This is a genomic window from Bacillus sp. B1-WWTP-T-0.5-Post-4 (assembly GCF_009183795.1).
In the GTDB taxonomy this organism is placed as follows: Bacteria; Bacillota; Bacilli; order Bacillales; family Bacillaceae_G; genus Bacillus_A; species Bacillus_A cereus.
In genome coordinates this window covers 273,439-299,396 of the sequence record NZ_WEIJ01000003.1, presented here as the reverse complement: position 1 = coordinate 299,396, position 25,958 = coordinate 273,439, and the positions used below count along the sequence as shown (strand labels likewise).

Sequence of the window (25,958 nt, the reverse complement as noted above, 5' to 3'; positions counted from 1 at the left end):
AATTTTTTTTTGAAAAATAAGGTAACTACTCAGCTATACATTTCATGACGGACAGGAAGAATTTACGAGTGAAATAATTAAAGTTCTTTCTCATGCTGGAGATTGGTTAATATGGTCTACTATTCTTGCATCTTCCATCATGTATACTGTTACTTTATATAAGAATCATCCAGATATCAGAAAAATTATACATGCTCGTTTTGAAGAAATAAAGCAACGAATAAAATATTAATGTAACTAATAAAAAACGTTATTCTTTCTAGTAATTTTGCTTATTTAGAAAGAATAACGTTTTTGTTTTTTAATACTCAAGTAATAGTTTACCTGCAGTTCCTATCATATAATTTATTGAATTTTAATATACGTTATGTATAACAGATATTTACCTTATAAAATAAGGGGGGAATATTATGACTGAGACAAACGAATCTTTAGAAGTTAATTTGAAAAAAGATGTGAAGTTTTCTATTATAATTCCTGCGCATAATGAAGAAAAGTACATTAGAAAATGTTTAGATTCAATTGCAAAGGCATCAGAGGCATATAAAGAGCAAACGGAAGTTATAGTTGTTTTAAATCGTTGCACAGATCAAACAGAGGAAATAGCAAAATCTTATAATTGTGTTACATTGAAAAATAACGATAAAAACTTATCTAAAATTCGAAATGCAGGGGCTAAAATAGCTAATGGAGAAATAATCGTCACTATAGACGCTGATACCATAATGACAGAGTCTATGTTGTCTAATGTAGATAAATATTTAGCTTCAGGTAAATACATTGGTGGTGGGGTAAATGGGAAGTTTGAAAGAATATCTTTAGGAATATTTCTCTCCGCAATGTTAATCATAATCCCCTTACTTTTTAAGTACGGAGCTATATCTGTAGGGATTTTTTGGTGCTATAGAAAAGATTTTATGGCAATCAACGGATTTAATGAAAACATGCTTATGGCAGAAGATGCAGATTTCGCTAAACGTTTAAAAGAGTGGGGAAAGAAAAATAATAAGAAATTCGGTACTATTAAAAATGGAATGATAACTTCATGCAGAAGATTTGATACATATGGAGACTGGACTTTACTTAAAAATCCAAAAGTAATTTTAGCTTATCTAAAAGGAAATGATAGAAAATACGCAGATAAGACATATTATGATAACCAAGAAAGATGAAAATGGAGAAAATCTGCAGGGGAGAGCTAGTACTTTTTTAGATATAATGAGAATCCAACTTAATTTAATAGATATTATAAGAAAACCATCAATTTGATTACCCTTTTTCAAATTGATGGTTTTTATTTTTGAAATAAATATGTATTTTTTTATAAAAATATTTTTTGACCCCCATAAAACTTTGTACTCCTCCGAATATGTATAGTGAAAAAAATAAATAGAAGAAAAATGACTATGAAAGAATATAGAAGTATTAATAAAATTACTAGATTAAGTGGCATCCAAAACGGAAGGATGAAATTACCAATTATATAGAGAAGAGTTATTCAAGGATTGCAGATAAAATAGAAAATGAATAAGCAAAACGAACGGTAGAAAATAAGAAAGTAGATAAAAATACAAACTTAACTTTAGTGCCGAGAGAAAAGGAAAAATCATTAAGAAAACGTTAGACTCTAAAAATATAACTAACAGCAAGAAAACAAGACCGAAGAAAAGTACCAAGAAAATCTGGTTAAATGGTCACTTGTGTAGTGGCCATTTTGCTATTTGAAGGAGGCTGGGAGATTACAAGTGTTGAGTTTAGTAATGAAGATCTTAAGAAAACCGAAAATAGAAGATATCGTATGTAACATACAAAACAACGAAGAAGATAAAGAAGCGTTTATCGTACAGTATCAGCCTTTTATTAGAAAATCAATCTCATCTGTCTGCCGCCGATATATTACAGAACAGGATGATGAATATAGCATTGGATTGTTTGCATTTAACGAAGCAATTGAACAGTATTCCTATACAAAAGGAAAATCCTTTTTAGCGTTTGCTGATCTTCTTATAAAAAGAGATGTAATTGACTATATACGTAAGGAGTCTAAACATAACTTTGTCTTTTTAAAAGAAGATGAGCAAGAGGAAATGTTAGAAATGCAAGTGTCGCTTACGGAGTATATGAAAGAGATGGAAAATAGTAACCGTAAGGAGGAAATTCTTCATTTTCAAAGTGTGCTAGCTGAGTTTAAAATCACATTCTCAGAGCTTGCTAAAGAATCTCCTAAGCATCGTGATACGCGTGAGCACTTAATAGAAATTGTAAAAATTATTATAAAAGAAGAGGAAATGATGGAAGAGCTGTTCCGAAAGAAAAAGTTACCGCTTAAACATATTGAACCGCGTGTTAGGGTAAGTCGTAAAACGTTGGAACGACATAGAAAATACATTATTGCAATGTGTATTATTTTTGCAAACAACTATACATATATTCTGGATTACATAAGAGGGGAAAAGCATGATGAATAAAGGAATTGTGATGGATATAAAAAAGCATAGCGTAGTTGTTTTAACACCAAATGGAGAGTTTATTACGTGTAAAAGAAAAGGGGATTCTTGCATGATCGGGGAGGAAATCTCATTTGATGAGCAAGAACAAAAAGCATCGCATTTTTCGATCCCTTCCTTTTTAAAACCTGCATCAATACTTGTTGCTTGTTTTCTATTTGCAGTGCTGTTTTTCTACAACCAACCAGAAGAAAAAGTATTTGCTTACGTCTCAGTTGATATAAATCCAAGTTTAGAGGTGAGCGTAACGAAGGATTTTCGTGTTATAGATTTACAGGCTTGTAATGATGATGGAAGGCGTATTTTAAAAGAATTGAAGCAATGGGAAAATAAACAATTACAAGAAGTAATACGTACTATTATAAAGCAAAGTCAAGAGGATAAGTATTTAACGAATGATAAGCAAGTTATGCTAACAGCAGTTGCAAAGGACAAGGCGCTAGAACCACAGTTAGAAAAGGCAATGAAAGAATTGAAGAAAGAATATGAGTTAAAACATATTACAGTTGAATATCAAAGTAGCACGATGCAAGTACGAGAGAATGCTAGAAAAGCTGGAATTGGCACAGGTGTCTATATAAAGCAAGAGAATGAGAAAAACAAATCGCTTACTCCTCCTGCCACGCCGCCTAATCCGGTGGGAAATGAAGAAGAGGTGCAATCACAGCCGGAGTCATCTCCTGATGCATCAATGGATTTATCTCCTGTAGACGAAAAAAAATATGAAAAGCAAGAGCAGAAAGAACAAAAGAAAACAGAGGAACAGCCATCGAAGCAAATAAAAGAAAACAATGGAAGAGGATCTCAGCAAGAAAATAGAGGGAATCAACAGGAGAATAAAAGTAGAGAATCACAACAAGGAAATAATGGGAATCAGCAAGGGAACAATGGAAGAGGATCACAACAAGGGAATAATGGAAATGGGCAAGGGAACAACGGAAGAGGATCACAACAAGGGAATAATGGAAATGGGCAAGGGAACAACGGAAGAGAATCACAACAAGGAAATAATGGAAATGGACAAGGGAACAACGGAAGAGAATCACAACAAGGAAATAATGGGAACGAGCAAGGAAACAACGGAAGAGGGTCACAACAAGGGAATAATGGAAATGGGCAAGGGAACAATGGAAGAGGATCCCAGAAAGAAAATGGTGGAAACGAGAAAGGGAACAATGGTAGGGGGTCTCAACAAGAAAATAGAGGCCACCAGCAAGGGAATGAAAAGAAGAATCAATAGAATATGGAAGTGAGAGATTCATTTCAAAGCTAAAAGGATTTCTCTCGCTATTGTGGGCAGTAAAACTCCCATCTCAAAATTTGGCTGGGCAAAGAAGTTAGGTGGGAGTTGGGCTGCTTGTAAATGCCCAATTGGTGAGGGCTGATTAAAGTTACACTTTATTATTTTATAGTTCTATTAAGAAGGAGTATGTGAAAAATATAATGGAGAAAAACATTCAACAAGACAAAGATAAAGAAAAACCTGTTTTTTATGATCCGAAAGGAAGGAGAAACATAGCCTTTATTTCGTTTCTATGTATCTCAATAGTTAGTGTAGGTGTTGTATTCTATTTTTTCTTTCAAAGTATTTTTTCAACACCAGAAATTCCAAATATGAATACCGCTGTACAACAAGATACTAAACTTGTACCAATTAATCAAAAACTTAGTGATCAGCAGTTAAAGAAGGAAGAATTTAACCCAAATACCGAAACGAAGGATAATAAAAATTTGGTGAATCCGCCGAAGGATAGTAAACAACCTAAAGAAGTGTATGGTTTTTACGTAAACTGGGATGAAAATAGTACCGCTTCTTTAAAAGAAAATATCGATTCCTTAACTACGTTAGTACCAGAGTGGTATCATTTAAAAGCAGATTTAACGATTAGAAGTGAGATCAAACCTGAGATAGTAAAGTTGGCAGAAAAAAATCAAGTGAAGATTATGCCTTTGCTTACTAACTATACTGAGGAAGCTTCTGGTCCTGATAGTGGGCTAATTCATAAGTTACTGAATTCCTCAAATGATGTAAAGACAAAGTTTATTAATGATTTAGTAAGCCAAGTTAAAAAGAATCATTTTTCAGGAATTAATATTGACTTTGAGGCCGTACCTGAAAGTGATAGAGAAAACTTAACAAATTTTATGAAAGAACTTACTACGGAATTTCATGAACATGATTTGCTCGTTACACAAGATGTTCCAGCTAATGATAAGGCTTTTGATTATAGTGCGTTAGCAAAAATAATAGATCGAATGATTGTAATGATGTACGATGAGCACTATGGAGCCGGGGAACCAGGACCAATTGCTTCAAATAAATGGTTCCAACATACATTGAAAGAACTGAATATTCCGTCTAATAAGCTTATAGTTGCTTTCGGTAACTATGGATATGATTGGGAAGTAAATAGTAAAGAAGCTGCGAAATCATTAACTTTTTCAGAAGTTATGGCAATGGCTCAAGGTTCAAATATGAAAATTCAATGGGATAAGAGTAGTGGAAATCCTTATTTTAGATATAAAACAGGAGAGAAAGAACATACTGCTTGGTTCTTAGACAGTGTTACTCTCTATAATCAAGTGAAAATTGCAATGGAGAACAATGCAAAGGGCTTTGCATTATGGAGACTAGGAGCAGAAGACCCTACAATATGGAAAGTTTTAAAAAATCCTATTGAGGCACAAAAAAATCCTAATGTATTACATAAAATCAATAGTTTAGATGAAGTAAATTATTCTGGACAAGGTGAAATTTTACAGATTGAGAATGAAAGAAAAAATGGATTGAGAGATTTTAAAGTAGGCAAAGATGGTTATATTACAGATGAAGTATATCAATCCTTACCATCTGCATATGAAGTGCAACGATATGGAAAACCAAATGGGAAACAAGTAGTATTAACATTTGATGATGGACCAGACCCGAAATATACGCCAGAAATTTTAGATATATTAAAAGAGAATCAAATAAAAGCTGCTTTTTTTGTACTTGGTGAAAACGCACAACTAAATACTAGTATTGTAAAAAGAATATACGATGAAGGGCATGAAATTGGGAATCATACTTTCAAGCATCCTAACATAGCTGATACGTCTTTACTACGAACGAAAGTAGAACTTAATACGACGCAACGTTTAATTCAGGAAGTAACTGGACATTCTACGGTTTTATTTAGACCGCCATATGAAGCGGATGCTAACCCGGATTCATCAAATGAAATATTGCCTATTTTACGTGCACAAAATATGAACTATACAATGGTAGCGGAAAAAGTTGATCCCGAAGACTGGGCAACACCATCAACAAATGAATTAGTAAGACGTGCTCTTAATCCTATTTATAAGGGAGAGGGAAATATTATTCTTCTCCATGATGCGGGAGGGGATCGTACCCATACAGTAGAGGCGCTCCCAATCATTATTAAAGACTTAAAAAAGCATGGATATAGTTTTGTAACAATTTCAGATTTAATGAATAAAGAACGAGATGAAATTATGCCTCCTGTTTCTTCTGAGGGGAAGCAATATTTACTTTACAATAAAGCTGTCTTTTCAGGAGCTGGATATTTTAAGCATATATTAACAACTATTTTTTATATTGCTATTGGATTAGGGATTTTTCGATTTTTATTCTTAATTTATTTTGCATGGAAGCAGAAAAGAAAAACGTTATCTCGCTATATTAATTCGTCTTATCAACCTTTTGTTAGTGTTGTCATAGCGGCATATAATGAAGAAAAGGTGATAGCCAAGACGATTCACTCAATTTTGAATAGTAATTATAGAGAATTTGAAGTTATTGTTGTGGATGACGGATCGACAGATGGTACGTCAAAAGTAATGAAAGAAACATTTTATAAACACCCTAAAGTTCGTTTCATTCAGAAAGAAAACGGCGGGAAATCATCGGCAATGAACCTAGGGTTTCAACAATCGCGAGGAGAAATCATTGTCACTTTAGATGCGGATACTATTATTGCGCAAGATGCTATTTCTTTAATGGTTAGACACTTTGAAGATCAGAATGTAGCTGCAGTTTCAGGTAATGTCAAAGTGGGGAATAGACGGAATTTGTTAACTACTTGGCAACATGTTGAGTATATTACAGGGTTTAATTTAGAACGTAGAGCTTTTGATGAGTTAAATTGTATTACAGTCGTTCCAGGAGCTATTGGGGCGTGGCGCAAGAAGAATGTAGTTGAATCTGGATATTTAAGCGAAGATACATTAGCAGAAGATACGGATCTTACTATTACATTTTTACGTCAAGGGCATAGAATTGTATATGAAGAAAAAGCGCATGCTTTTACGGAATCACCTGAGGATGTGAAAAGTCTCATTAAACAGCGATATCGTTGGTCATATGGTACACTTCAATGTCTTTGGAAACATCGAAAAGCGTTGTGTAATTCAAAACATAAAACATTAGGGTTTATTGCACTGCCTAATATGTGGTTATTCCAATATGTTCTGCAATTCATTGCTCCTTTTGCAGATATATTAATGATTATAGGACTATTTAGTAGTAATCCGCTAAAAGTTTTAGGGTTTTATCTTGTATTCTTTTTAATGGATCTTCTCGCTTCTCTGTTCGCATTTAAATTAGAGGAAGAGAACCCAAAACCATTGGCATGGTTAATTTTACAACGTTTTATTTATCGTCAATTTATGACTTATGTTGTCATTAAATCTATATTCTCATCGCTTCGAGGAGTAGCGGTAGGGTGGAATAAACTAAAGAGACTGGGGAGTGTTAAACATTCCACGGAACATAAGGAGGCATCATAAAAGAGCAGACTATTTGCTCTTTTTTCATTGATTTTAGTTAGTTGAATGTAGAGTTGTAGCATAAAAACTGCTGCTTCTATAATGAGATTCCTATTCCTCATTAATGGTGAGACATTATGTTAAGCTAATCCTTTAGTTTCGGATTAAATTTTTTTTATATTTTTTTAAAATGACGGACACAAAAACGCATATACCTTCGAATTATATATATGGATAACATAAATATGTATATAAAAGGGGAGAAATAAGATGAAAGAAAAAAAAGAAATGTTTCAAGAAATCGCTGAGGTGTTAAAGGTATTGGCGCATCCAGTTCGTCTATCTTTAGTAAAAATAATGCTTGCAAAAGGTCCTACTAATGTAACAACAATGTATGGGGATTTACAAATGCCTCAAAGTACAATTAGTCAACATTTATCTAAACTAAAAGCTGCTAAAATGGTTACAGGTACTCGGAAAGGATTAGAAATTTATTATGAGGTAACTGACAATCGCACAAAATCAATATTAGCATGTTTAGTTTAAATAATGACTTCTATTTCAAAATAAAAAACGCTATTCTTTTCTATGATTTTACAGAGAGAATAGCGTTTTTTATTTTGAAGGAGTATCTTTTTATTAGCTTGATGGTGATATGGTATTATCTCTAAAATACAAAAATATTGATTTCGCTTTTATTCTTTCTCAGGAGTTTGAGCTCAAAAGGCCGACTATCACTTTGTTTCCAATGAACTGGACAGTGGAAGAACTTATATTTTTGAATAGAGGGCATTCTATGTTTTTGATATATTAATAGTTGGGGAACAAAAATAAGGGGGGATATAGAAATGGAATTATTTGATTACTATAAGCGAAAAGGAAAGATGAAACTGTTAATTGGGACGGGTATTTTTATTCTTGCTTTATGCGCTGTATATGAAGATTGGGGACATATTAATTGGGGGCAGTTTATCTTTTTTGTTATCGCTGCTTCTATCTTTTTTGGAATTGGATTTTGGCAGTTAAGAAAAGGAAAGTTGATACAAAAGAATATGATAAAAAGTAATGCAACATTTTGGGATGTTGATACTTTAGTTGTATTAGAATTACCTAAACGAAACAAGCAATTTGGTTTATATCATCCTGATGGTAAGTATATAGCAGGAACAAAGGTGGTTTCATCAAATATTCTTTTTTCAGTAATACCTTTTTTACATAATAAAGATGTTTACGGATTAGAAACGAGTAGCGGGGAAATTCTAGCTTATTTTCATACTGAAGTGGACGGATATGATTGGGTAATTTATGACTCGAATTATAACCAAATTGGTATGTTTAAAGAAAAAATGATACAAGGATTTACTATGATACGAGGTACTTTGATGACAGATAAAGCCACAAAATTGTCAGATGTAGAAGTTGAGTTTGATTTTATTCAAAGTACTCTCCGTACAATAGATGGACGTACATTAGCAATTGGTAAGCAGGGATATATGCCTATAGAATGGAGTGAAAGGTTTATGGGTTTAAATGTACCTACTATTACCTTAGGTTCTAATGCGTCTAATAATGAAAAAATTCTCGGTTTAGGGGTGCTTCTTTATAGCTTACGTACAATTGAGATTAGAAAAAGTAGAGCGAGCGTTTAATGAGGCGGAAGTAGTGTTTATATGCGAAAATTTATAGAAATCTCATTTTTCTAATTGTATCTTTTTAGATTGATGGATGTGGGGTCACGTCCATCAATCTAAGAAAACAAGTTAGCTAAAAAATGATGAAAATAAACTTTATAAAAATAAAAAATATGAACGTAGAGGATGAAACAAAGTATATAGTGCTTTTTTAGTCATGTAATCTTTTAATTTGATGATCTTTTCCCCATTCAAACAGATTATCCATTATTTGCATTAAAGATTTTCCGTATTCACTTAGTGTGTACTCAACCTTTGGTGGTACTTCTTGATATACGGTACGATAGATAATCCCATCAGCTTCAAGTTGCCGAAGTTGTTGTGTAAGAACCTTTTGTGTAATGTTTGGGATTTCTCGTTTAATTTCATTTGTTCGCATTTTTCCATCCGACAAAATACATAAAATATGAACTTTCCATTTTCCACCGATTACATCGAGTGTTGTTGCAATTGGGCAATTATCATTTTGATTCATATAACACCTCCAAAGGTACTTCAAGGTTCCTATAGTACCTGAAAGTACGTACTTTTCAATTATATGTAACTCATTCATACTAATACGTAAAGGATTGATTAATTTATAAAGGGGCTGGAAAATGATGAGAACACTTGTAATTGTAGCACACCCTCATATTGAAAAATCAAAAATTAATAAAAGATGGATAGAAGAACTTGAGAAACATTCAGATGAAATTACGGTGCATGAATTATATAAGGTGGCACCAAATTGGGAGTTTAATATTGAAGAAGAGCAAAAGTTATTAGTAGAACATGACAGATATATATTTCAATTTCCGCTTTACTGGTACAGCACACCACCATTATTAAAAAAATGGTATGATGATGTATTAACATATGGATTTGCGTACGGATCACAAGGAGATAAAGTGAAGGGGAAAGAATTTGGTGTAGCTATTTCTATAGGTGGATTAGAAAAAGACTATGAAAATAGTGGGATTACAATGGATGAGTTGACGAAACCATTCCAAGCTACATGCCTATATACAGGTATGGAATTTATACCTTCCTTTTATTTATATGGTGCAGAATATAAACTAAGTGATGAAGAGATTGATAAAAGTGCACCTGAGTATGTGCAATATGTAATGAACAAGAAGTATTCTAATATATAATGAAAAATAGCCATTTACTTGTGAAGTAAATGGCTATTTTATATTCTTCTTATATTCACTAAGTGTAATCTTTAGTAAATTAATAGTTAATCTGGTAAAATAAAAAACCTAACATATATAAAGGGGAGTTTTACTTGAGAACGATGCGACAATTATTACAAAAGAGAGCAATGCAGTCACCAAATTTGGAAGCGCTTGTAGGGGGGAAGAAAAGATATTCGTTTCAGCAATATAATGAACGAGTAAATCAGCTTGCACATTATTTGTTACATAATGGTGTGCAAAGAGGAGATCGTATAGGAATACTATGCAAAAATAATCACCCATTTCCAAGCGTTATGATGGCAAGTTTAAAAATTGGAGCGGTATTTATTCCGCTAAATCATCAGCTTACTGTATATGAATTAGAAACGATTGTAAAAGAAGCGAAATTAAAAGTGTTAGTTATTGATGAAGAATTTAGTGAAGTGTTATTAAAGGTTGATGCTGTTAAAGAAATTCCTTATGTAATTCAAACGACAAAAGAAGGTTTTGGTTCATTTGAATTAGAGCTGCAAAAACAGCCAACGACAGAACCGAACGTAGAAGTTCATGAAGAAGACGACGCCATTTACTTATTTACTTCAGGAACGACTGGACAGGCGAAAGCATGTGTAATTGGACATAAAAACTTACATCACTATTTTGCTGAAATTGCGGGACAAAGAGAAATCCCAGCAGGTGAACGCTTTTTATCTGTGCATCCATTGTTCCATATGAGTGGCGTGCTTTCTATTTTAAATTGTATTTATCATGGCGTTACGATGATTTTCTTAGCTGATTCGAATCCTACTCTTATTTGGGATAAGATTGAAGAAGAGAAAATTACTACGATGCTTGCGTTCCCTGCTGTTTATAGTTACATGCTTGATGAATTAAATAAAAAAGAACGTAATATTTCAACCTTTAAAGTAGCACAAAGCGGTGGTACAAAAGTGCCAGAAACACTCATTCAAAAATATATGGAAAAAGGAATATATATGGTGCAAGGTTATGGTAGTACAGAAGGTTGGGTTGTAACCTCATGGCATCCAATGATGGGAAAAGAAAAGATGTCTTCTGTAGGAAAAACCTTGAAAAATGTAGAGGTGAAAATTGTTCATCCGGAAACAGGACATGAATTAACAACAAATGAAGTTGGAGAGATTCATGTGAAAAGTCCATACATGTTTAAAGGGTATTGGAATAATGAAAAGGCGACAAAGAAGGTAGTAAAAGATAGCTGGTTTAACATGGGTGATGCTGGCATGATAGATGACGATGGATTCCTGCATATTATGGGAAGATATAAAGACGTTATTATACGCGGTGGTGACAACGTATATCCAGATCAAGTAGAAGATGTTATTCATGAAATACATGGTGTTTTAGAAGTTGCAGTAGTTGGAGTTCCAGATGACTTTTGGGGAGAGGTTCCAAGAGCTTACACTGTGAAGGATGGCGAAACAACATTAACAGAAGAAAGTATTATTCAGTATTGTAAGGAGAAGTTAGCAAGTTACAAAATTCCAGAAGTGGTATTCATAGATGAGTTACCGAAAAACGCTTTAGGGAAAGTGTTGAAGAGGGAATTACGAGATGTAGTTCTTGTGAAATAGAAAATTATAAAACGATGGAGAACCCAGTTATGTATAAGGCATGACTGGGTTTTTATGTATCAAAAACATAATGATTTACTAGATTTTGTATTTTGTGTAAGATAATAAAGAATATTAAAAAAACAATTGAGGGAAGAGATATAAATGAAGCTACCGCTATTACAGGTAGAGACAGAGAGACTGATGATCCGTCCGTTCCAAAATGATGATTATGAAAGTTGGTTAGATCAATTTTCTTATTGATTATAAAAATAAAGAAATGGACAAATAAGGGGAAAAGAAAATGAAGACTATAAACGTATTTCATTACGACGCATTTACGAATAAACCAAATAAGGGAAATCCAGCAGGTATTGTATTAGAAGCAGATGGATTAACGGAAGAGGAAATGCAAATTATTGCTGAAAAAGTTGGATATAACGAAACAACTTTTGTTCTTTCCTCAGAAGTAGGAGATATAAGAATGCGCTATTTTACACCTGGTTTTGAAATGGATTTATGTGGTCATGGGACAGTAGGGACGATATATGCCTTGCGCGAAAAAGGTTTATTAGAAGAGAAAAGTAACCTTACGATTGAAACGAAGGCTGGGATTTTACCGATACAAATAGGTGTAAATAAAAATGGAGAACCCTTTATTAAAATGAGACAGGCAGCACCTCAGTTTAAAGAATTTACAGGTTCAAAAGAAGAATTAGCTCATAGTATCGGTTTAGAAGTAAATGATTTAGATGTAAGTTTACCGATTGTATATGGAAGTACTGGTAATTGGACTGTAATTGTACCGATTAAAAATCTTAATGCATGTGAGAGAATGAAACCTAATAATGCTGCATTTCCATCAGTATTAAAAGAAATACCTAATGCTTCTATTCACCCAATTTGTCTAGAAACTTATGATGAACTAGCACAAATGCACGGCCGTCATTTTTCATCAGCTTATGCTGGAACGATTGAAGATCCAGTGACAGGAACAGCTTCAGGTGTAATGGGAGCGTATTATGCGGAGTATTTAGAGAAAGATTTTGAACATGAATTGGGTTTAATCGTTGAGCAAGGACAGGAAATAAATAAAGATGGCCGTGTAACTGTTTATGTAACGAAAGGGATAGAAAACGAAAAGTTACAAATAGATATTGCTGGCACAGCGGTGTATGTGAAAGAGTTTGAAGTTTTAATATAAAAAAGAAAGCCCGGCATACATCCGGACTTTCATTATCTGTTCAATACTTCAATGTACGAAGCATTTCCAGTTGTTCTTAAAGCGGAGCGGAAATTGTTATTTTCTAACGCCACAGCAACTTGTTGTAATTGCTGTGCATCATCATGATGAATAAGTAAGCTGTCAGCACCGCTTTCTTCTATATGAATGTGTTCAATATTTCCAATGGCATCATGTACAGCTTTTAAAAATTCAGGTTTCATATGTGTCCTCCTATATGTATGTAACGTTGTAATTTAGTATTTCCTTATTTATGAAATATAAAAGTAAATGAAGGGAGAAATAAAATGAATATAAAGCAGTTTAACGAACATATAACATCACTATTTGGAGAGGACCTTCATAAATACGGTGATGATGAATATGGTTTTACTCATATAAGTAAAGATGAATTTCACAAAATCGGTTACACAACAAATTTGACATTAGAGACGATTGAAGAAGCGTATAAAAATGGAGTCGATATGATAGTTACACATCATGCACCATGGAGTTTTTTATTTGGTATGGAAGAGGCTTGTATTGAGAAATTGAAGCAATATGAAATGAATCATTTTTGGATTCACTTGCCGTTAGATTTTGTAAAGTTTGGCACGTGTACATCGTTATTTAACGGAATTGGGATAGATAAAATACTGGAATATTCCACGTATGAGGAAGAAGAACTACCGGGAATAGGAGAATATAAAGAAGCGATTCCTTTTTCAAACTTAGTTGGAAAACTTGAAGAAAAAATGGAAGAGAAAGTGAAGAGCTGGAGAAATCACGATAAACCAGTAAAACGGATTGCGATTTTAACCGGTGCAGGAAACAATACAAATTTGATTGAACGTGCATTAGAAAAAGGGTGTGACACGTACATAACAGGTGAAAAAACATTATATACAGTGCAACATGCGAAATTTAAAGGGATTAATTTAATTGTAGGCAGTCATACGTTTACAGAAGTGTTTGGTGTAGAAAGTTTGGCTCATAAATTACAAGACATAGACCCTGCAATAGAAATTATTAGAGTATATGAAGAGCATTTAGAGTGATAAAATCACGTTATCATAAATGAGATATGGAAGAAAGCCATTGTAATAAAATAAAATTGTTGTTTGTTATATTAGGATGGTTGGGAGGATTTCCCTTGCGTTTGTCAAATAATAGTAAAGTTATCTTTTGAATTAAGGGAATCTTCCGAATTAAAGGGTGAGAGAATGGACATTTCAATAATCACTGCACAACTAGTTAAGGAAAAAGTTATTTCACATTATCCAAATAGCGTAAAAGCATTAAACGGGGGAACGGCAAGTACTATATATTTGTTAGATGAACAATACGTTGTAAAGTTGAATGAATCGGATGTCATACGTGAAGAAGCTTATTTTCTTCAGTTTTATAAAAAGGACGAATTATTTCCAAAGCTTTTATATAAGGAACCTTTAAATCGCTATATTGTTTACTCATTCCTTGAGGGCACAACTTCTTGCAAACTAGGCTATAAACGGAGTGTTCTTGGTAAACTTGTAAAAGAAGTTATCAATGAGTATGAAGTAGCTACAGAGGTTGATGGCTGGGGATGGAAAGAAAATCTCGTTCAATCTTGGAGTGAATTTTTAACAACAAATGTGATAGAAGCTCATGAAAATGTAAGGCGTTACATAAGTGAAGAAGAGTATAGAACGGTTCTTAAGTTAGCGAATAGGGACGCTGGAATAAATCAGCCATTTTTATTGCATGGTGATTTCGGATTTCATAATTTTATATTTCAAGAGAATAAACTGCACGGTGTAATTGATCCTTTACCAGTGTTAGGAGATCCTATATACGATTTAATTTACGCGTTTTGTTCGACTCCAGAAGATTTAACAAAAGAAACAATTCATTATGCGATGAAACAATGTGTATTTCATAAGAAAGCCCGTGATTTATATGAAGAAATAGTCATAGGCTTATATTTGCGTATAGATACATGTTTACGGCACCACCCGAAAGATTTAGAAGGTTACTTAGCAGCTTGGCGTTATTGGATGGGCGAAGTTAAGACGACTATATAGCACTAATATTTTTAGGGGAGATGGTGAGATGAATGTTGCAGAAGCGAAAAAGGATTTAGCAATAAAAACGAAGAGAGGCCTACCGATTATATTAGCCGGCGTTTTATTTTGGGTAGTTATGAGTATAACGGGATTTGTTCTTTCTGAAAAACAAGTAGTGTGGGTATATTTAATCGGTATGGGCTGTGTGTTTCCTTTTGGCTTAATGATAGCTGCTATATTGAAAATTGATATGTTTGCGAAAGGAAATCCGTTAGGGATTTTGGCTGGATTAATTGGTGGGATAAATGTATTGAATATTCCACTTGTATTACTTGCCTATTTTCAATTTCCAGAATGGTTACCTTTTGTAGTAGCAATGTTAATAGGTGTTCATTTTATCCCGTACGTATGGATTTATGAAAGTAAAAGTTATGGTTTATTGTCGGTAGGGACTGTATTTGTAACGTCAGTTTGCGGGATTCTTTTTGCAGAAAAAGGATTTACTGTAATTCCATTATCGGTTACAGTTGTCTATTTACTTACTTTTATAAGTTTAATGATTGAAAATAAAAAAGCAGATCATTATCAACAAAAGTCAGCTTAATAAAAATATAGGGATAGGGGAAATTATGATGAAAAATTTCGTTTGTACAACGTGTGGCGTGCAGTATGCAGCGAGTGTAGAAGAACCGGTGAGTTGTCATATTTGTGATGAAGAGAGGCAATATGTGAATCCAAAAGGACAATCTTGGACGACACTAGAAAGCTTACAAATTGGTGATACATATAAAAATGAAATAATCGAAGAGGAAAATGGACTTTATAGTATTACGACAAAACCAGGATTTGCGATCGGTCAAACGGCATTTGTAGTGAAAACAGAGTCATATCGTTTACTGTGGGACTGTATTACGTATTTAGATGAAACGACAATTATGAAAATAAAAGAGCTTGGCGAATTAGATGCGATTGCATTGTCTCATCCTCATTATTATTCAACGCAAGTAGAATGGGCAGAGACATTTGATGTACCAATTTATATACATGAAGATGATAAAGAGTGGGTGATGCGTCCGAGTAGTCGTATTATTTATTGGTCTGGTGAGTCTTTACAATTAGCTGATGGATTAGTCATTCATCGTTTAGGGGGACATTTTAAAGGTGGATCTGTCTTACATTGGGAAGAAGGTAATGACGGAAAAGGAATTTTGTTAACAGGTGATATTATTCAAGTTGTAGCAGATGAGCGGTGGGTAAGCTTCATGTACAGCTATCCAAACTTAATTCCACTACCAGCGAGAAAAGTGGAAGAAATGGTGAATCGAGTGAAGCCGTTACAGTTTAATCGTTTATACAACGCTTTTCATCGAGTAGTAAAAGAAAATGCAAATGAAGCAGTTGAACGTTCTGCTGAAAGATATATTGGAGCATTAGAAGGTAAATTATTTCATACGTAAAAAGGGGAGCAAGCCTAATGAAAACGTTAGTATGTTTTGGCGATAGCATTACAGCTGATGAGACGTTTTTTGATGGAACACCGAGATTAACGCCAAGGTTACCAAATTGGAAAGTAGTGAATGCAGGTGTTCCAGGGGATAATACATTTGATGCGTTAAATAGGATTGAAGAAGATGTAATATCATATAAACCAGATTTCGTAACAGTTTTTCTTGGTACGAATGATGCAGTTTCTTTTTCTCAAGTGTCATTACAAGCATATAAAGAAAACTTAGAGAAGATTGTGAACCAGGTTTCCTCAGATAAAATACTACTTATTAGTCCTGCACCAGTTGATGAAGAAAGACAGTACAATAGAACCAATAAAGTGCTCGGTCAGTATACAGACGTAGTAGAGGAAGTGGCGAGGGAAACAGGAAGTTATTTTCTAAATGTATATGCTGAAATGATTCAAGAACGGGATTATAAAAGGTTTGTAGAAAATGATGAAAAAGATGGGTTACACTTTGGGCCAGAAGGTTATGAGTATGTAGCGAAGTTAATTGGTGAAAAGTTAAAAGGGATTTTATAAGGAGCAAAGCACTTAGTGCTTTGCTTTTTCGTATTTCTTTCGCAGTCCATAAACTTATTGATCGCTGTAATTTGGACAGATATTTTGCGTTTTTATCCCGCATTAACTGTCCGTAAACGCCCCATTAGTGAGGGCTAATAATCAGTGGGGGATGAACAAAAACCCCACTGATTAAAGTTTCACTTTATGTGCTTAAAAGGCGAGTTCTGTTTTAAAGTAATATAAATTTATTTTTAAAAATTTATATTTCGTAGTTGAAAATCAATAAAGATGTAACTATAATAGTTACAGCGAGTTTGTTATTTTGAAATGTACACATTGAATTACAAGAATGAAGGGAGTTTTTATGTAAATCAAAAAGTTATAAAAATCTATTAATTTTTATAATAAGATAAAATGCTTTTCGGTTCATACACATTATGAAATATGTTATTTCTAATAGAAAACTAGAGGTGGAAAAATGAAAAATTTTAAAGGTATGTTGATATCATCACTTGCAATTACAACTTTTGCTGGGGTAGGTACGACATTTGTAACAAATACAGTACATGCTGCTAATGACGATTCTAGTAAAATACAAGTTCGTTCTAATAAGAGTATAAATACAACAACTGGCTCGAGATTCCCTGTATTATCATCAGTCAATCCTTATGATGAACCTAGATTTTCGAGACAGGGATATCTTGAAGAGGCACCTTTAGGAATTAATGCTCCTTATGCTTGGGGAATTAAAGGAGGGAATGGTCAGGGGGCAACTTTTGTAGATTTGGAAGAAGGCTGGTTATTAAATCATGAAGATTTAGTCGGTCAAAATATTGAATTTATGTCTGGAAAAATGAGTAATGATCTTTCTCATGGTACTTCAGTTCTAGGTGTTGTTTCTGCAGCTGACAATGGGATTGGGAACATTGGAATTGCACCAAAAGCAAAGGCAAAAGTAATTTCAGTGATCCGAGACAATGGGAGAATTGATGTAAGAGATGCTATTTTAAGTGCCGTAGATTCTTTACAGGCTGGAGATGTTTTATTAATAGAAGAATCCTTTAAATATGATGGATATGGAGATGACCCTTTACCAGTAGAAGTATACCCGAGTATATTTAACGCAATTCGCAAAGGTACAGATAAAGGCATTATTATTGTAGAAGCAGCTGGTAATGGTGGGATTGATTTAGATGAATTTAAAGACCGTAATGGTAAACAGATTTTAAATCGAAACAGTCAAGACTTTAAAGATTCAGGAGCTATTATAGTGGGAGCATCTACTGCAAGAGTTCCTCATAAACGTTTAGCTTTCTCTAACTATGGTAGTAGAATTGATGTATATGGTTGGGGAGAGTATGTTGATACATTAGATACATATCAAAATCAAAATAGTAAAGGACAAAAAGTTACAGATCAGAACATAACTAATCGTTATACTTCTAATTTCCGTGGTACTTCTAGCGCTTCGCCTATAATTGCTGGGGCTGCTGTATCGATTCAAGGGATTGCTAAAGAACATTTAGGTAAGGCATATACACCAAAAGAATTGAGAGCAATTTTAAGTAATCCTAATACAGGCACAAAGTCTAATAACCCATCATCTGATAAAATAGGGGTTTTACCAGATTTAAAAGCAATTTTGTCTAACCTTGGATTTCATAGTGATTTGACTACCAATGATCCTATGGTATTTCCAGATAACGTAGAAAAAAATGAAGGAAAAGAAAATTCAACTTTCGTATTTCCAGGTGAAGAAACAAAAAGAACAGGTGATAAAAATTCAACTGTAACCTTCCCAGAAGAAGATTTAAAACAGGAGGAAAAAGAAGAGGGATTAATTGTTTTTCCTGATTAATAAAAAAATACTACCTTCCATTTGGAGGTAGTATTTTTTATTTCTTTTCATTAACAAGCAGGCATGAAATTTGTATTTGTTTATCTTTTATAATGGATTTAACTAAAAAAATCGAATATTTGACTGTTAATTTACTTTTTTGTCTCAATCAATTACATGAATCAATCTAGAAATGCTTGCTGTAATGCTTTCAGTCCATCGCTGTAAATACCATGAAACAGATTTATTGCCTCTTCATCACTAACCTCAACAGGAGTGAACGTACCAGACCACTCTACTAACGATGTGTTACTTTCAGTACCTTCTTTAACCTGGATTGTAGATAAATAATTAGTGACTGGGAACGGTGCATTCATGATTGAATACGTGTAGTAGCGCTCTTTATCATTGAATACTTCTAATCGTTCTATAATTGTATCGCCATCTGGATTAGCTAGATGACGTACACGACCGCCTTCAGTTAATTTACTGCTAGGTATATAAGGTAACCAGTCTGGAAGGGAGTTGAAACCTCCGATTAATTGCCATACTTGTTCAGGTGAAGAAAAAATTTCCATAGATGTAGTAGTATGTGCCATGTTCATTACGCTCCTTTTTATCTCGATATTTGCGAGCAAATAATCAGTGGGGATGACCCCACTCATTAAGGTTTCAAATTATTTTACGTTGATTGGTAGTGGTGCATTAGGTGCTACTAGTTTTTGTTCGCGCATTTCTTCCCAGAATGCTGCTGGAATTACTGTATTTAAGGCATTTTGGTCTTCTACAATGCGTTCCGGTTTACTTGCACCAGGAACAACAGCAGCAACTGCTGGATTGGCTAGTGAAAATTGTAATGCAGCAGCTTTGATGCTGATTTCGTGACGATCTGCAAGAGCTTTGATTTTCTCAACTTTTGCAATAATTTCTGGCGATGCTTTTTGATATTCGAAGTGAGCGCCTCCAGCAAGAATACCTGAGCTATATGGGCCACCAACAACAATATCCATATTATGCTTTACAGATGCAGGCATTACTCGTTGCAATGCACGTTCGTGGTCTAATAATGAATAGCGACCAGCTAATAAGGATATATTTGGTTTCGCTTCTTCTAAATCAAGCATAAGTTCAATTGATTCTACTTTGTTTACTCCAAGCCCCCAGCCTTTAATGACTCCTTCTTCACGTAAACGTGTTAGCGCACGGAATGCTCCTGTTCGAGCAATTTCAAATTGTGAAATCCACGCATCACCATAAAAGTCTTGTGCTAAATCATGAATGAAAACAAAGTCTAGACGATCTGTTTTTAAACGTTTCAAACTTTGCTCGATAGAACGAAGTGTTGCATCTGCGCTATAGTCATTGATCATTTTATTTTTGCGACCAAATTCGAAAAGTCCGCCTTTTTCACCTAAATCACGTGCAGATGGATCTTCTAATTCATCCGAAATAGTTCGACCTACTTTCGTACTTAAAAAGTAATCATCACGATTTCTTTTTGATAGTGCTTCACCAAGACGAATCTCCGCTAAGCCAGATCCATAAAGTGGAGCTGTATCAAAGTAACGAACGCCATTCTCCCAAGCAGCATCCACTGTAGCGATTGCTTCTTCTTCAGGAATATTACGGTACATGTTTCCTAGTGGTGCTGTACCAAAACCGATTTTTTCTTTTAGTAATTTACTCATTATAGATATCCTCCTAAAATGTATTTAAAAATGAATTCATCATTGTAAATGGATGTGAAAATGAAAACATGTCATTTCATCGTCTGACAAAATGTATGATAAAAATACTCACTTTAAAGTACGGGTACCAAAAGGTTATTTCTAATACTGCATGACTCACTCAACTCTTACAAATGCTATTATGAAATGTATTTTACATAATGAAAAGTACGTACTTTAAAGTGATATAGATACTAAAAAGTAATACAGGTACTTTTTGGTGCCGTACTACTCATCTGCTGTTTACGTATGCTATTATGAAACATGTTTAATACAATAAAAAGTACGTACTTTAAGGTGCTATAGATACTTAAAAGTAATATTTAAATATTTTAGCTTATTTGTCTTATAAAATTATTAAAGGAGATTTTTATATGAAAACATACAATATTCCTGTAGAGGCAACTTTAGAGGTTATCGGTGGAAAGTGGAAAGTAGTTATCCTTTGTCATTTAAAGAAAGACAAAAAGAGAACGTGCGAATTAAAACAATTAATGTCTGGTATTACACAAAAGATGTTAACGCAACAATTACGTGAATTAGAAGAAGATGGTGTAATCGAGAGAAAAGTGTATAACCAAGTGCCGCCAAAAGTAGAGTATTCGTTAACCGAATACGGTCATTCTTTAGATGCTATACTCGATTCTCTTTGTAACTGGGGAGAAAATCATCTTGAAAAGAATGGTAACACGTCTATGCTTATAACAGCAGCTAAATAAAGAAAGAAAAAACGAACGAGAATATGTTCGTTTTTTCTTTTTGTATAGAGGGAGATTTTTAAGCAGCATAATTACTTTTTTGTAATATAGGTACTTTTTTGTGCTGTAGGAACTAAAATGTGCCGTATAGAAAATTATTTATTTTTACGTAACAATAGAGAAGGAATTTATAAAAAAGGAGAGGAGATCGCGTGAAACAATATAATATACCTATAGAAGCAACTTTAGAAATTATCGGGGGAAAGTGGAAGGTCGTTATTTTATGTCACTTAACAAAAGGGAAGAAGCGAACGAGTGAGTTACAACGTTTGATGCCTGAAATTTCTGTTAGAATGTTAACGCAGCAACTACGTGAGCTGGAAGAAGATGGTGTGATTACACGTGAAATTTACAAAGAAATTCCCCCTCGAGTAGAATACTCCCTAACCGATTATGGGTGGTCTTTACAAAATGTATTAAATCAATTAACCGCGTGGGGAGAACGATGCATAGATAGAAAAAACACAGAAGTTAAGTGAAATCTCTATATGTAATATTGAAAACACCACCTAATGACGAGGTGGTGTTTTTCGTTTTAAAACTTTAGAAAGTTGTTATGATGAAAAGTAAAATTTTCGAGGACCTGTTTCAGTCATAGGTACTTAAAAGTGCCTACATCACTTTAAAGTACGTACTATGCTTCATAATATAACCGTTTTATAATGACACTCGTAGCAAGAAGTCATAAAGATTTTAAGCTATGTTCAAAAAGACTTATTAACTAGTATAGTTTTTTGTTCAATTTTTTAGTAGGAGATGTTTTTATGGTTGAAGAACTTTTTTATAAAAAAATACTCAAAAATCTTTTTTCAGATCCAGTTCAAATTACACTTTGGAATGGAGAAACAATACAATATGGCGAAGGGGAACCTCAATTTCATCTAACATTCCATAAGCCACTTTCAAAAAAAGAAATCGCTAAGGATCCTTCTATTGCATTCGGTGAAGCATATATGAATGGGGATCTTGAAATAGAGGGTAACCTTGAAAAAGCAATTCAATCTATTTATAAAAGGCAGGATAGCTTTTTAGGTGATAGTAAGTTGCAATATTTCAAAAGTAAATGGAATTTCTCAAAACAAAAAAATAAAGATGATATTGCTCATCATTATGATATTGGGAACGATTTCTATAAATTATGGCTTGATGAAACAATGACATATTCTTGTGCATATTTCCAAAATGAGCAAGATTCTTTAACGACAGCGCAGCATAATAAAGTGAATCATATTTTGAAAAAGTTGAACCTTCAAAAAGGTGATACGCTATTAGATATCGGTTGCGGGTGGGGTGAACTCATTACAGCTGCCGCTAAACAGTACGGTGTGAAAGCGATGGGAGTAACGTTAAGTGAGGAACAATATGCTAAGACTTCTGAGCGAATTAAACAAGAGGGACTTACGGATTTAGTTGAAGTATCTTTACTTGATTACCGCGATATTAAGAATCATAAATTTGATAAAATTGTTAGTGTAGGTATGATCGAACATGTTGGAAAAGACAACATTACGCAATACTTTGAAACAGTTAACAAACTACTAAATGATGGCGGGATTTCTCTGCTGCATTGCATTACTTCTCCGGCTAATGGTGGTGCTACGAATGGTTGGATTGAAAAATATATATTCCCTGGTGGGTATGTTCCTGCTGTGAACGAATTAATCACGAACATGACAAACGAACAATTTTTCATTGTGGATGTAGAAAGCTTACGTAGACATTACGGAAAAACATTACAACATTGGGCTCGAAATTTTGAAAACGTACTAGAGGAAGTTCGTAAAACGAAGGATGAGCGATTTATCCGCATGTGGCGTTTATATTTAAATGCATGTGCAGCTTCGTTCTTTACAGGCAATATTGATTTACATCAATTTGTATTTACAAAAGGGATTAATGATACAATTCCGATGACACGTTCTTATATGTATGAATAAGAGCATGTAACCAAGTAGCTCTCAAGTCATTGAGTATAAATAAAATGATGATAGGATATAAGTCTATAACGTAAAGTCGAGATGGGAATCAGAAAATGATTTCTATCTCGACTTTTTGATATATAATTTTAAAATTAAAACTATATACTTTTAAAGATAAAAATATATAATAAATGTAGAAACGAAAATTTATGAGCAAGGAAGTTGAAGAACATGACATTAACAATGGGCTTTATTGGATTTGGAAAATCAGCTAACCGCTATCACCTACCTTATCTAAAGACACGTAATAATATAAAAGTAAAAACAATTTTTGTACGTCAAATAAATGAAAAATTAGCGGCTCCATATGAGGAAAAAGGTGTTTACTTCACTACTGATTTAGACGAATTGTTGAATGACAAAGAAATTCAAGTTGTGACGATTTGTACGCCAGCACATACGCATTATGAATTAGCAAAAAAAGTTATATTAGCCGGAAAATCAGTTATCGTTGAGAAACCATTTTGCGATACAGTAGAACATGCGAAAGAATTATTAGCTTTAGGACGAGAGAAAGGTGTAGTCGTTATGCCTTATCAAAACCGTCGTTTTGATGGTGATTTTTTAGCTGTAAAGCAAGTAGTTGAACAAGGATTCCTTGGCGATATTATTGAGATTGAATCACATATTGATTATTTCCGTCCTGGTTCAATCACTCATGAAGCTCCAAAAGAAGAAGGTTCATTTTATAGTTTAGGTATTCATACGATGGACCGCATGATTTCACTATTCGGCCGTCCAGATACGGTGACATACGATATTCGTAATAATGAAATGGACGGTGCGGTTGATAACTATTTCGATGTTGGTTTACATTACGGAAATCAGTTGAAGATTAAGTTGAAAACGAACCATGTCGTAGCGAAAGATTATCCACGCTTTATCGTTCATGGAACAAATGGATCATTTATTAAATATGGTGAAGATCAGCAGGAAAATGATTTGAAAGCGGGTATTATGCCTGAGAGTGCAGGATTTGGTGAAGATTCACCGATGTATTATGGAATTGCTAAATATCGTAATGCAAATGGTGACTGGATTGAAAAACAAATTAAAACGCCGCTTGGTGATTACGGTCGTTTCTATGATGCAGCGTATAACACAATTGTAAATGGTGCACCAAAACTTGTGAAAGATGAAGAAGCAGTAACGAATATTGAAATCTTGGAAAACGGATTTGCTGCCCCATCACCTTCAGTTTACAAACTTGAGGCTTTACATTTGAATGAATAGAAGAGGGTTTGCAGTATAAAGGAGGTATGGAAATGGCAAGCGGATCAACACAAGTAAAATACCTCGGCATTTATCAAAAGATTAAACAGCAAATTTTAGACGGTGAATATAAAATCAACGAAAAAATTCCGAGTAGCTCCGTCCTTGCTGAAGAATTCGATGTTTCAGCACTTACGATTAAAAAAGCGCTGGATCTATTAGTAAGAGACGGCTACATTATCCGCCGGCGCGGAAGTGGAACCGTGGTACAAGATTGGCATCAGCAGGAAAAGGCACGAATGATTCAAACTTTAACAGGTACGAAAGCTGTTTACGGTAGTGAGGTAGAAAGTAAAATTATCGAGTTTGCGATTGTAGGTGCTGATGAAGTAGTTGCTGAGAAATTGGGAGTTTCAATTGGTGATTTCGTCTATAAAATCATTCGCCTTCGCATCATTCACAGCATTCCGACGATTATGGAGCATACATGGATGCCAATTTCGGTTATCCCAGGTGTTGAGGCTTCTGTTTTAGAGGAGTCGATATACTCACATATTCAAAATAAACTTGGTCTTGAAGTAGGGACATCTGTTGTCAGGGTTAAAGGAATTCGCCCAGATGATAGGGAAAAGCAGTTTATGAACTTAACAAATCAGGATTTCCTAATGCGAGTTGAGCAAGTAGCTTACTTAACGGATGGACGAACTTTTGAATATTCTTACGCAGATCATTTACCGGAAACCTTTGAGTTTGAAACAGTCATTACGGCAAAAAATTATAAAGAGACATAAAAAACGGTTGAGGCAAGTATTGTCTCAACCTATTTTATGTCTTCTACAGTTATGATTCATCAGCAGTAATCAGCATGGATGTGTTCCCGGTTTTTTCAAGGTGAACTTCTCCCCAGGAACAGAGGGAATCAAGTATAGCTCCTAAAGACGAACCGTAATCCGTTAAAGAGTACTCTACTTTCGGTGGTACTTGGTCATATACTTTCCTTTGGATTACACCATCTTCTTCTAGTTCCCGTAATTGTTGCGTTAACATTTTTTGCGTAATACCAGGCATTAAACGTTTTAATTCACTCGTTCTTTTTGTTCCTTTTTTTAAATGACAAAGGATAACAACCTTCCACTTCCCACCAATAACTTCTAAAGTCGCTTCTACAGGAATATTATATGTCTTCATAAAAAAACTCCTTTGATGAATTTAGAATATAGTTGTGAGCCTATATCCGTTGTAATACTAAAATTATTTCTTTTTAGTACCTATACCACTTTAAAGTGCGTACTATTTATTGTGCTAAATATCGGTCATAATAACCGATGTAAGAGAGAAATAAGCAGAATGGCACTTGAAAATGCATATGTTACTTTTTAGTACCTATAACACTTTAAAGTACGTACTTTTTATTAGGATGAATATAATCCATAATAGCACTTGTAAGCAA

General features: G+C 34.0%; 25 protein-coding genes and 2 pseudogenes. 22 read left to right on the top strand and 5 right to left on the bottom strand.

Annotation, left to right across the window (positions count from 1 at the left end; all coding sequences use genetic code 11):
- Nucleotides 1-37: 37 nt before the first annotated feature.
- The 7 genes and pseudogenes from GBN91_RS12260 to GBN91_RS12230 form a co-directional block, all read left to right on the top strand.
- A pseudogene (locus GBN91_RS12260) lies at nt 38-232 on the top strand (hypothetical protein); the annotation flags it as partial.
- A gap of 178 nt (nt 233-410) precedes the next feature.
- A complete protein-coding gene (locus tag GBN91_RS12255; RefSeq protein ID WP_000140997.1) occupies nt 411-1,172 on the top strand; it encodes a glycosyltransferase family 2 protein in 762 nt (253 codons plus the stop codon).
- Nucleotides 1,173-1,745: 573 nt separating this feature from the next.
- Entirely contained in the window at nt 1,746-2,468 is a 723-nt protein-coding gene (sigI, locus tag GBN91_RS12250) for an RNA polymerase sigma factor SigI (protein ID WP_002082432.1), read from the top strand.
- On the top strand, nt 2,458-3,747 hold the full coding sequence (locus GBN91_RS12245) for an anti-sigma factor domain-containing protein (protein WP_152121563.1): 1,290 nt from the start codon (nt 2,458-2,460) through the stop codon (nt 3,745-3,747). Before sigI ends, GBN91_RS12245 begins: the two co-directional genes overlap by 11 nt.
- 203 nt (nt 3,748-3,950) lie before the next feature.
- Nucleotides 3,951-7,298 (top strand): trifunctional glycoside hydrolase family 18/polysaccharide deacetylase/glycosyltransferase family 2 protein, encoded by a 3,348-nt coding sequence (locus GBN91_RS12240; protein ID WP_114555576.1) that lies wholly within the window; start codon nt 3,951-3,953, stop codon nt 7,296-7,298.
- 249 nt (nt 7,299-7,547) lie between these two features.
- Nucleotides 7,548-7,823, top strand: a complete 276-nt coding sequence (locus GBN91_RS12235; protein ID WP_000660066.1) for an ArsR/SmtB family transcription factor — start codon at nt 7,548-7,550, stop codon at nt 7,821-7,823.
- Between the two features lie 302 nt (nt 7,824-8,125).
- Nucleotides 8,126-8,926 (top strand): hypothetical protein, encoded by an 801-nt coding sequence (locus GBN91_RS12230; RefSeq protein WP_006924244.1) that lies wholly within the window; start codon nt 8,126-8,128, stop codon nt 8,924-8,926.
- Between the two features lie 193 nt (nt 8,927-9,119).
- Here GBN91_RS12230 and GBN91_RS12225 read toward each other — a convergent pair whose 3' ends face one another.
- The gene (locus GBN91_RS12225; RefSeq protein ID WP_001072981.1) at nt 9,120-9,443 is read right to left on the bottom strand and encodes a winged helix-turn-helix transcriptional regulator; all 324 of its coding nucleotides are present in this window, start codon (nt 9,441-9,443) and stop codon (nt 9,120-9,122) included.
- A 124-nt stretch (nt 9,444-9,567) separates the two neighbouring features.
- On the opposite strand from GBN91_RS12225, the gene GBN91_RS12220 reads away from it, so the two are divergent.
- From GBN91_RS12220 to GBN91_RS12210, 4 genes and pseudogenes are all read left to right on the top strand, one after another.
- The gene (locus GBN91_RS12220; protein ID WP_033692650.1) at nt 9,568-10,101 is read left to right on the top strand and encodes an NAD(P)H-dependent oxidoreductase; all 534 of its coding nucleotides are present in this window, start codon (nt 9,568-9,570) and stop codon (nt 10,099-10,101) included.
- 143 nt (nt 10,102-10,244) lie between these two features.
- On the top strand, nt 10,245-11,738 hold the full coding sequence (locus tag GBN91_RS12215) for a class I adenylate-forming enzyme family protein (protein ID WP_193222115.1): 1,494 nt from the start codon (nt 10,245-10,247) through the stop codon (nt 11,736-11,738).
- A gap of 144 nt (nt 11,739-11,882) precedes the next feature.
- A pseudogene (locus GBN91_RS28865) lies at nt 11,883-11,975 on the top strand (GNAT family N-acetyltransferase); the annotation flags it as partial.
- 46 nt (nt 11,976-12,021) lie between these two features.
- The gene (locus GBN91_RS12210; protein ID WP_152121561.1) at nt 12,022-12,921 is read left to right on the top strand and encodes a PhzF family phenazine biosynthesis isomerase; all 900 of its coding nucleotides are present in this window, start codon (nt 12,022-12,024) and stop codon (nt 12,919-12,921) included.
- Nucleotides 12,922-12,953: 32 nt separating this feature from the next.
- Here the strand turns inward: GBN91_RS12210 and GBN91_RS12205 are convergent, their stop codons facing one another.
- Nucleotides 12,954-13,163, bottom strand: a complete 210-nt coding sequence (locus GBN91_RS12205; RefSeq protein WP_000801642.1) for a hypothetical protein — start codon at nt 13,161-13,163, stop codon at nt 12,954-12,956.
- Between the two features lie 84 nt (nt 13,164-13,247).
- Between GBN91_RS12205 and GBN91_RS12200 the strand changes: the two genes are divergently transcribed.
- From GBN91_RS12200 to GBN91_RS12175, 6 genes are all read left to right on the top strand, one after another.
- On the top strand, nt 13,248-13,997 hold the full coding sequence (locus tag GBN91_RS12200; RefSeq protein WP_006924228.1) for a Nif3-like dinuclear metal center hexameric protein: 750 nt from the start codon (nt 13,248-13,250) through the stop codon (nt 13,995-13,997).
- A gap of 165 nt (nt 13,998-14,162) precedes the next feature.
- The gene (locus tag GBN91_RS12195) at nt 14,163-15,002 is read left to right on the top strand and encodes an aminoglycoside phosphotransferase family protein (RefSeq protein WP_152121560.1); all 840 of its coding nucleotides are present in this window, start codon (nt 14,163-14,165) and stop codon (nt 15,000-15,002) included.
- Between the two features lie 28 nt (nt 15,003-15,030).
- The gene (locus tag GBN91_RS12190) at nt 15,031-15,588 is read left to right on the top strand and encodes a DUF7010 family protein (protein WP_016123071.1); all 558 of its coding nucleotides are present in this window, start codon (nt 15,031-15,033) and stop codon (nt 15,586-15,588) included.
- Between the two features lie 25 nt (nt 15,589-15,613).
- Nucleotides 15,614-16,441: an MBL fold metallo-hydrolase gene (locus GBN91_RS12185; protein ID WP_012593290.1), complete on the top strand. Its 828-nt coding sequence runs from the start codon at nt 15,614-15,616 to the stop codon at nt 16,439-16,441.
- Between the two features lie 17 nt (nt 16,442-16,458).
- The gene (locus GBN91_RS12180) at nt 16,459-17,013 is read left to right on the top strand and encodes an SGNH/GDSL hydrolase family protein (protein WP_152121559.1); all 555 of its coding nucleotides are present in this window, start codon (nt 16,459-16,461) and stop codon (nt 17,011-17,013) included.
- Nucleotides 17,014-17,473: 460 nt separating this feature from the next.
- Entirely contained in the window at nt 17,474-18,853 is a 1,380-nt protein-coding gene (locus GBN91_RS12175; protein ID WP_000787685.1) for a S8 family peptidase, read from the top strand.
- A gap of 161 nt (nt 18,854-19,014) precedes the next feature.
- On the opposite strand, the gene GBN91_RS12170 is transcribed toward GBN91_RS12175, so the two are convergent.
- The gene (locus tag GBN91_RS12170; protein ID WP_000951538.1) at nt 19,015-19,431 is read right to left on the bottom strand and encodes an SRPBCC family protein; all 417 of its coding nucleotides are present in this window, start codon (nt 19,429-19,431) and stop codon (nt 19,015-19,017) included.
- A gap of 78 nt (nt 19,432-19,509) precedes the next feature.
- Nucleotides 19,510-20,520 carry an aldo/keto reductase gene (locus tag GBN91_RS12165; protein WP_000040527.1) on the bottom strand — a complete coding sequence of 337 codons (1,011 nt, stop codon included), beginning with the start codon at nt 20,518-20,520 and terminating at the stop codon, nt 19,510-19,512.
- 413 nt (nt 20,521-20,933) lie between these two features.
- On the opposite strand from GBN91_RS12165, the gene GBN91_RS12160 reads away from it, so the two are divergent.
- The 5 genes from GBN91_RS12160 (at nt 20,934) to GBN91_RS12140 (ending at nt 25,299) form a co-directional block, all read left to right on the top strand.
- Complete coding sequence (locus tag GBN91_RS12160) at nt 20,934-21,278, top strand: winged helix-turn-helix transcriptional regulator (protein WP_016123069.1); 345 nt, start codon at nt 20,934-20,936, stop codon at nt 21,276-21,278.
- Nucleotides 21,279-21,469: 191 nt separating this feature from the next.
- Nucleotides 21,470-21,796: a winged helix-turn-helix transcriptional regulator gene (locus tag GBN91_RS12155; RefSeq protein ID WP_006924211.1), complete on the top strand. Its 327-nt coding sequence runs from the start codon at nt 21,470-21,472 to the stop codon at nt 21,794-21,796.
- 285 nt (nt 21,797-22,081) lie between these two features.
- Nucleotides 22,082-23,254: a cyclopropane-fatty-acyl-phospholipid synthase gene (locus GBN91_RS12150; RefSeq protein ID WP_149214892.1), complete on the top strand. Its 1,173-nt coding sequence runs from the start codon at nt 22,082-22,084 to the stop codon at nt 23,252-23,254.
- Nucleotides 23,255-23,467: 213 nt separating this feature from the next.
- Nucleotides 23,468-24,529: an oxidoreductase gene (locus GBN91_RS12145; protein WP_016123067.1), complete on the top strand. Its 1,062-nt coding sequence runs from the start codon at nt 23,468-23,470 to the stop codon at nt 24,527-24,529.
- A gap of 32 nt (nt 24,530-24,561) precedes the next feature.
- On the top strand, nt 24,562-25,299 hold the full coding sequence (locus tag GBN91_RS12140) for a GntR family transcriptional regulator (RefSeq protein ID WP_016123066.1): 738 nt from the start codon (nt 24,562-24,564) through the stop codon (nt 25,297-25,299).
- 49 nt (nt 25,300-25,348) lie between these two features.
- Here the strand turns inward: GBN91_RS12140 and GBN91_RS12135 are convergent, their stop codons facing one another.
- Nucleotides 25,349-25,696, bottom strand: a complete 348-nt coding sequence (locus GBN91_RS12135; protein ID WP_000860832.1) for a winged helix-turn-helix transcriptional regulator — start codon at nt 25,694-25,696, stop codon at nt 25,349-25,351.
- Nucleotides 25,697-25,958: the final 262 nt, after the last annotated feature.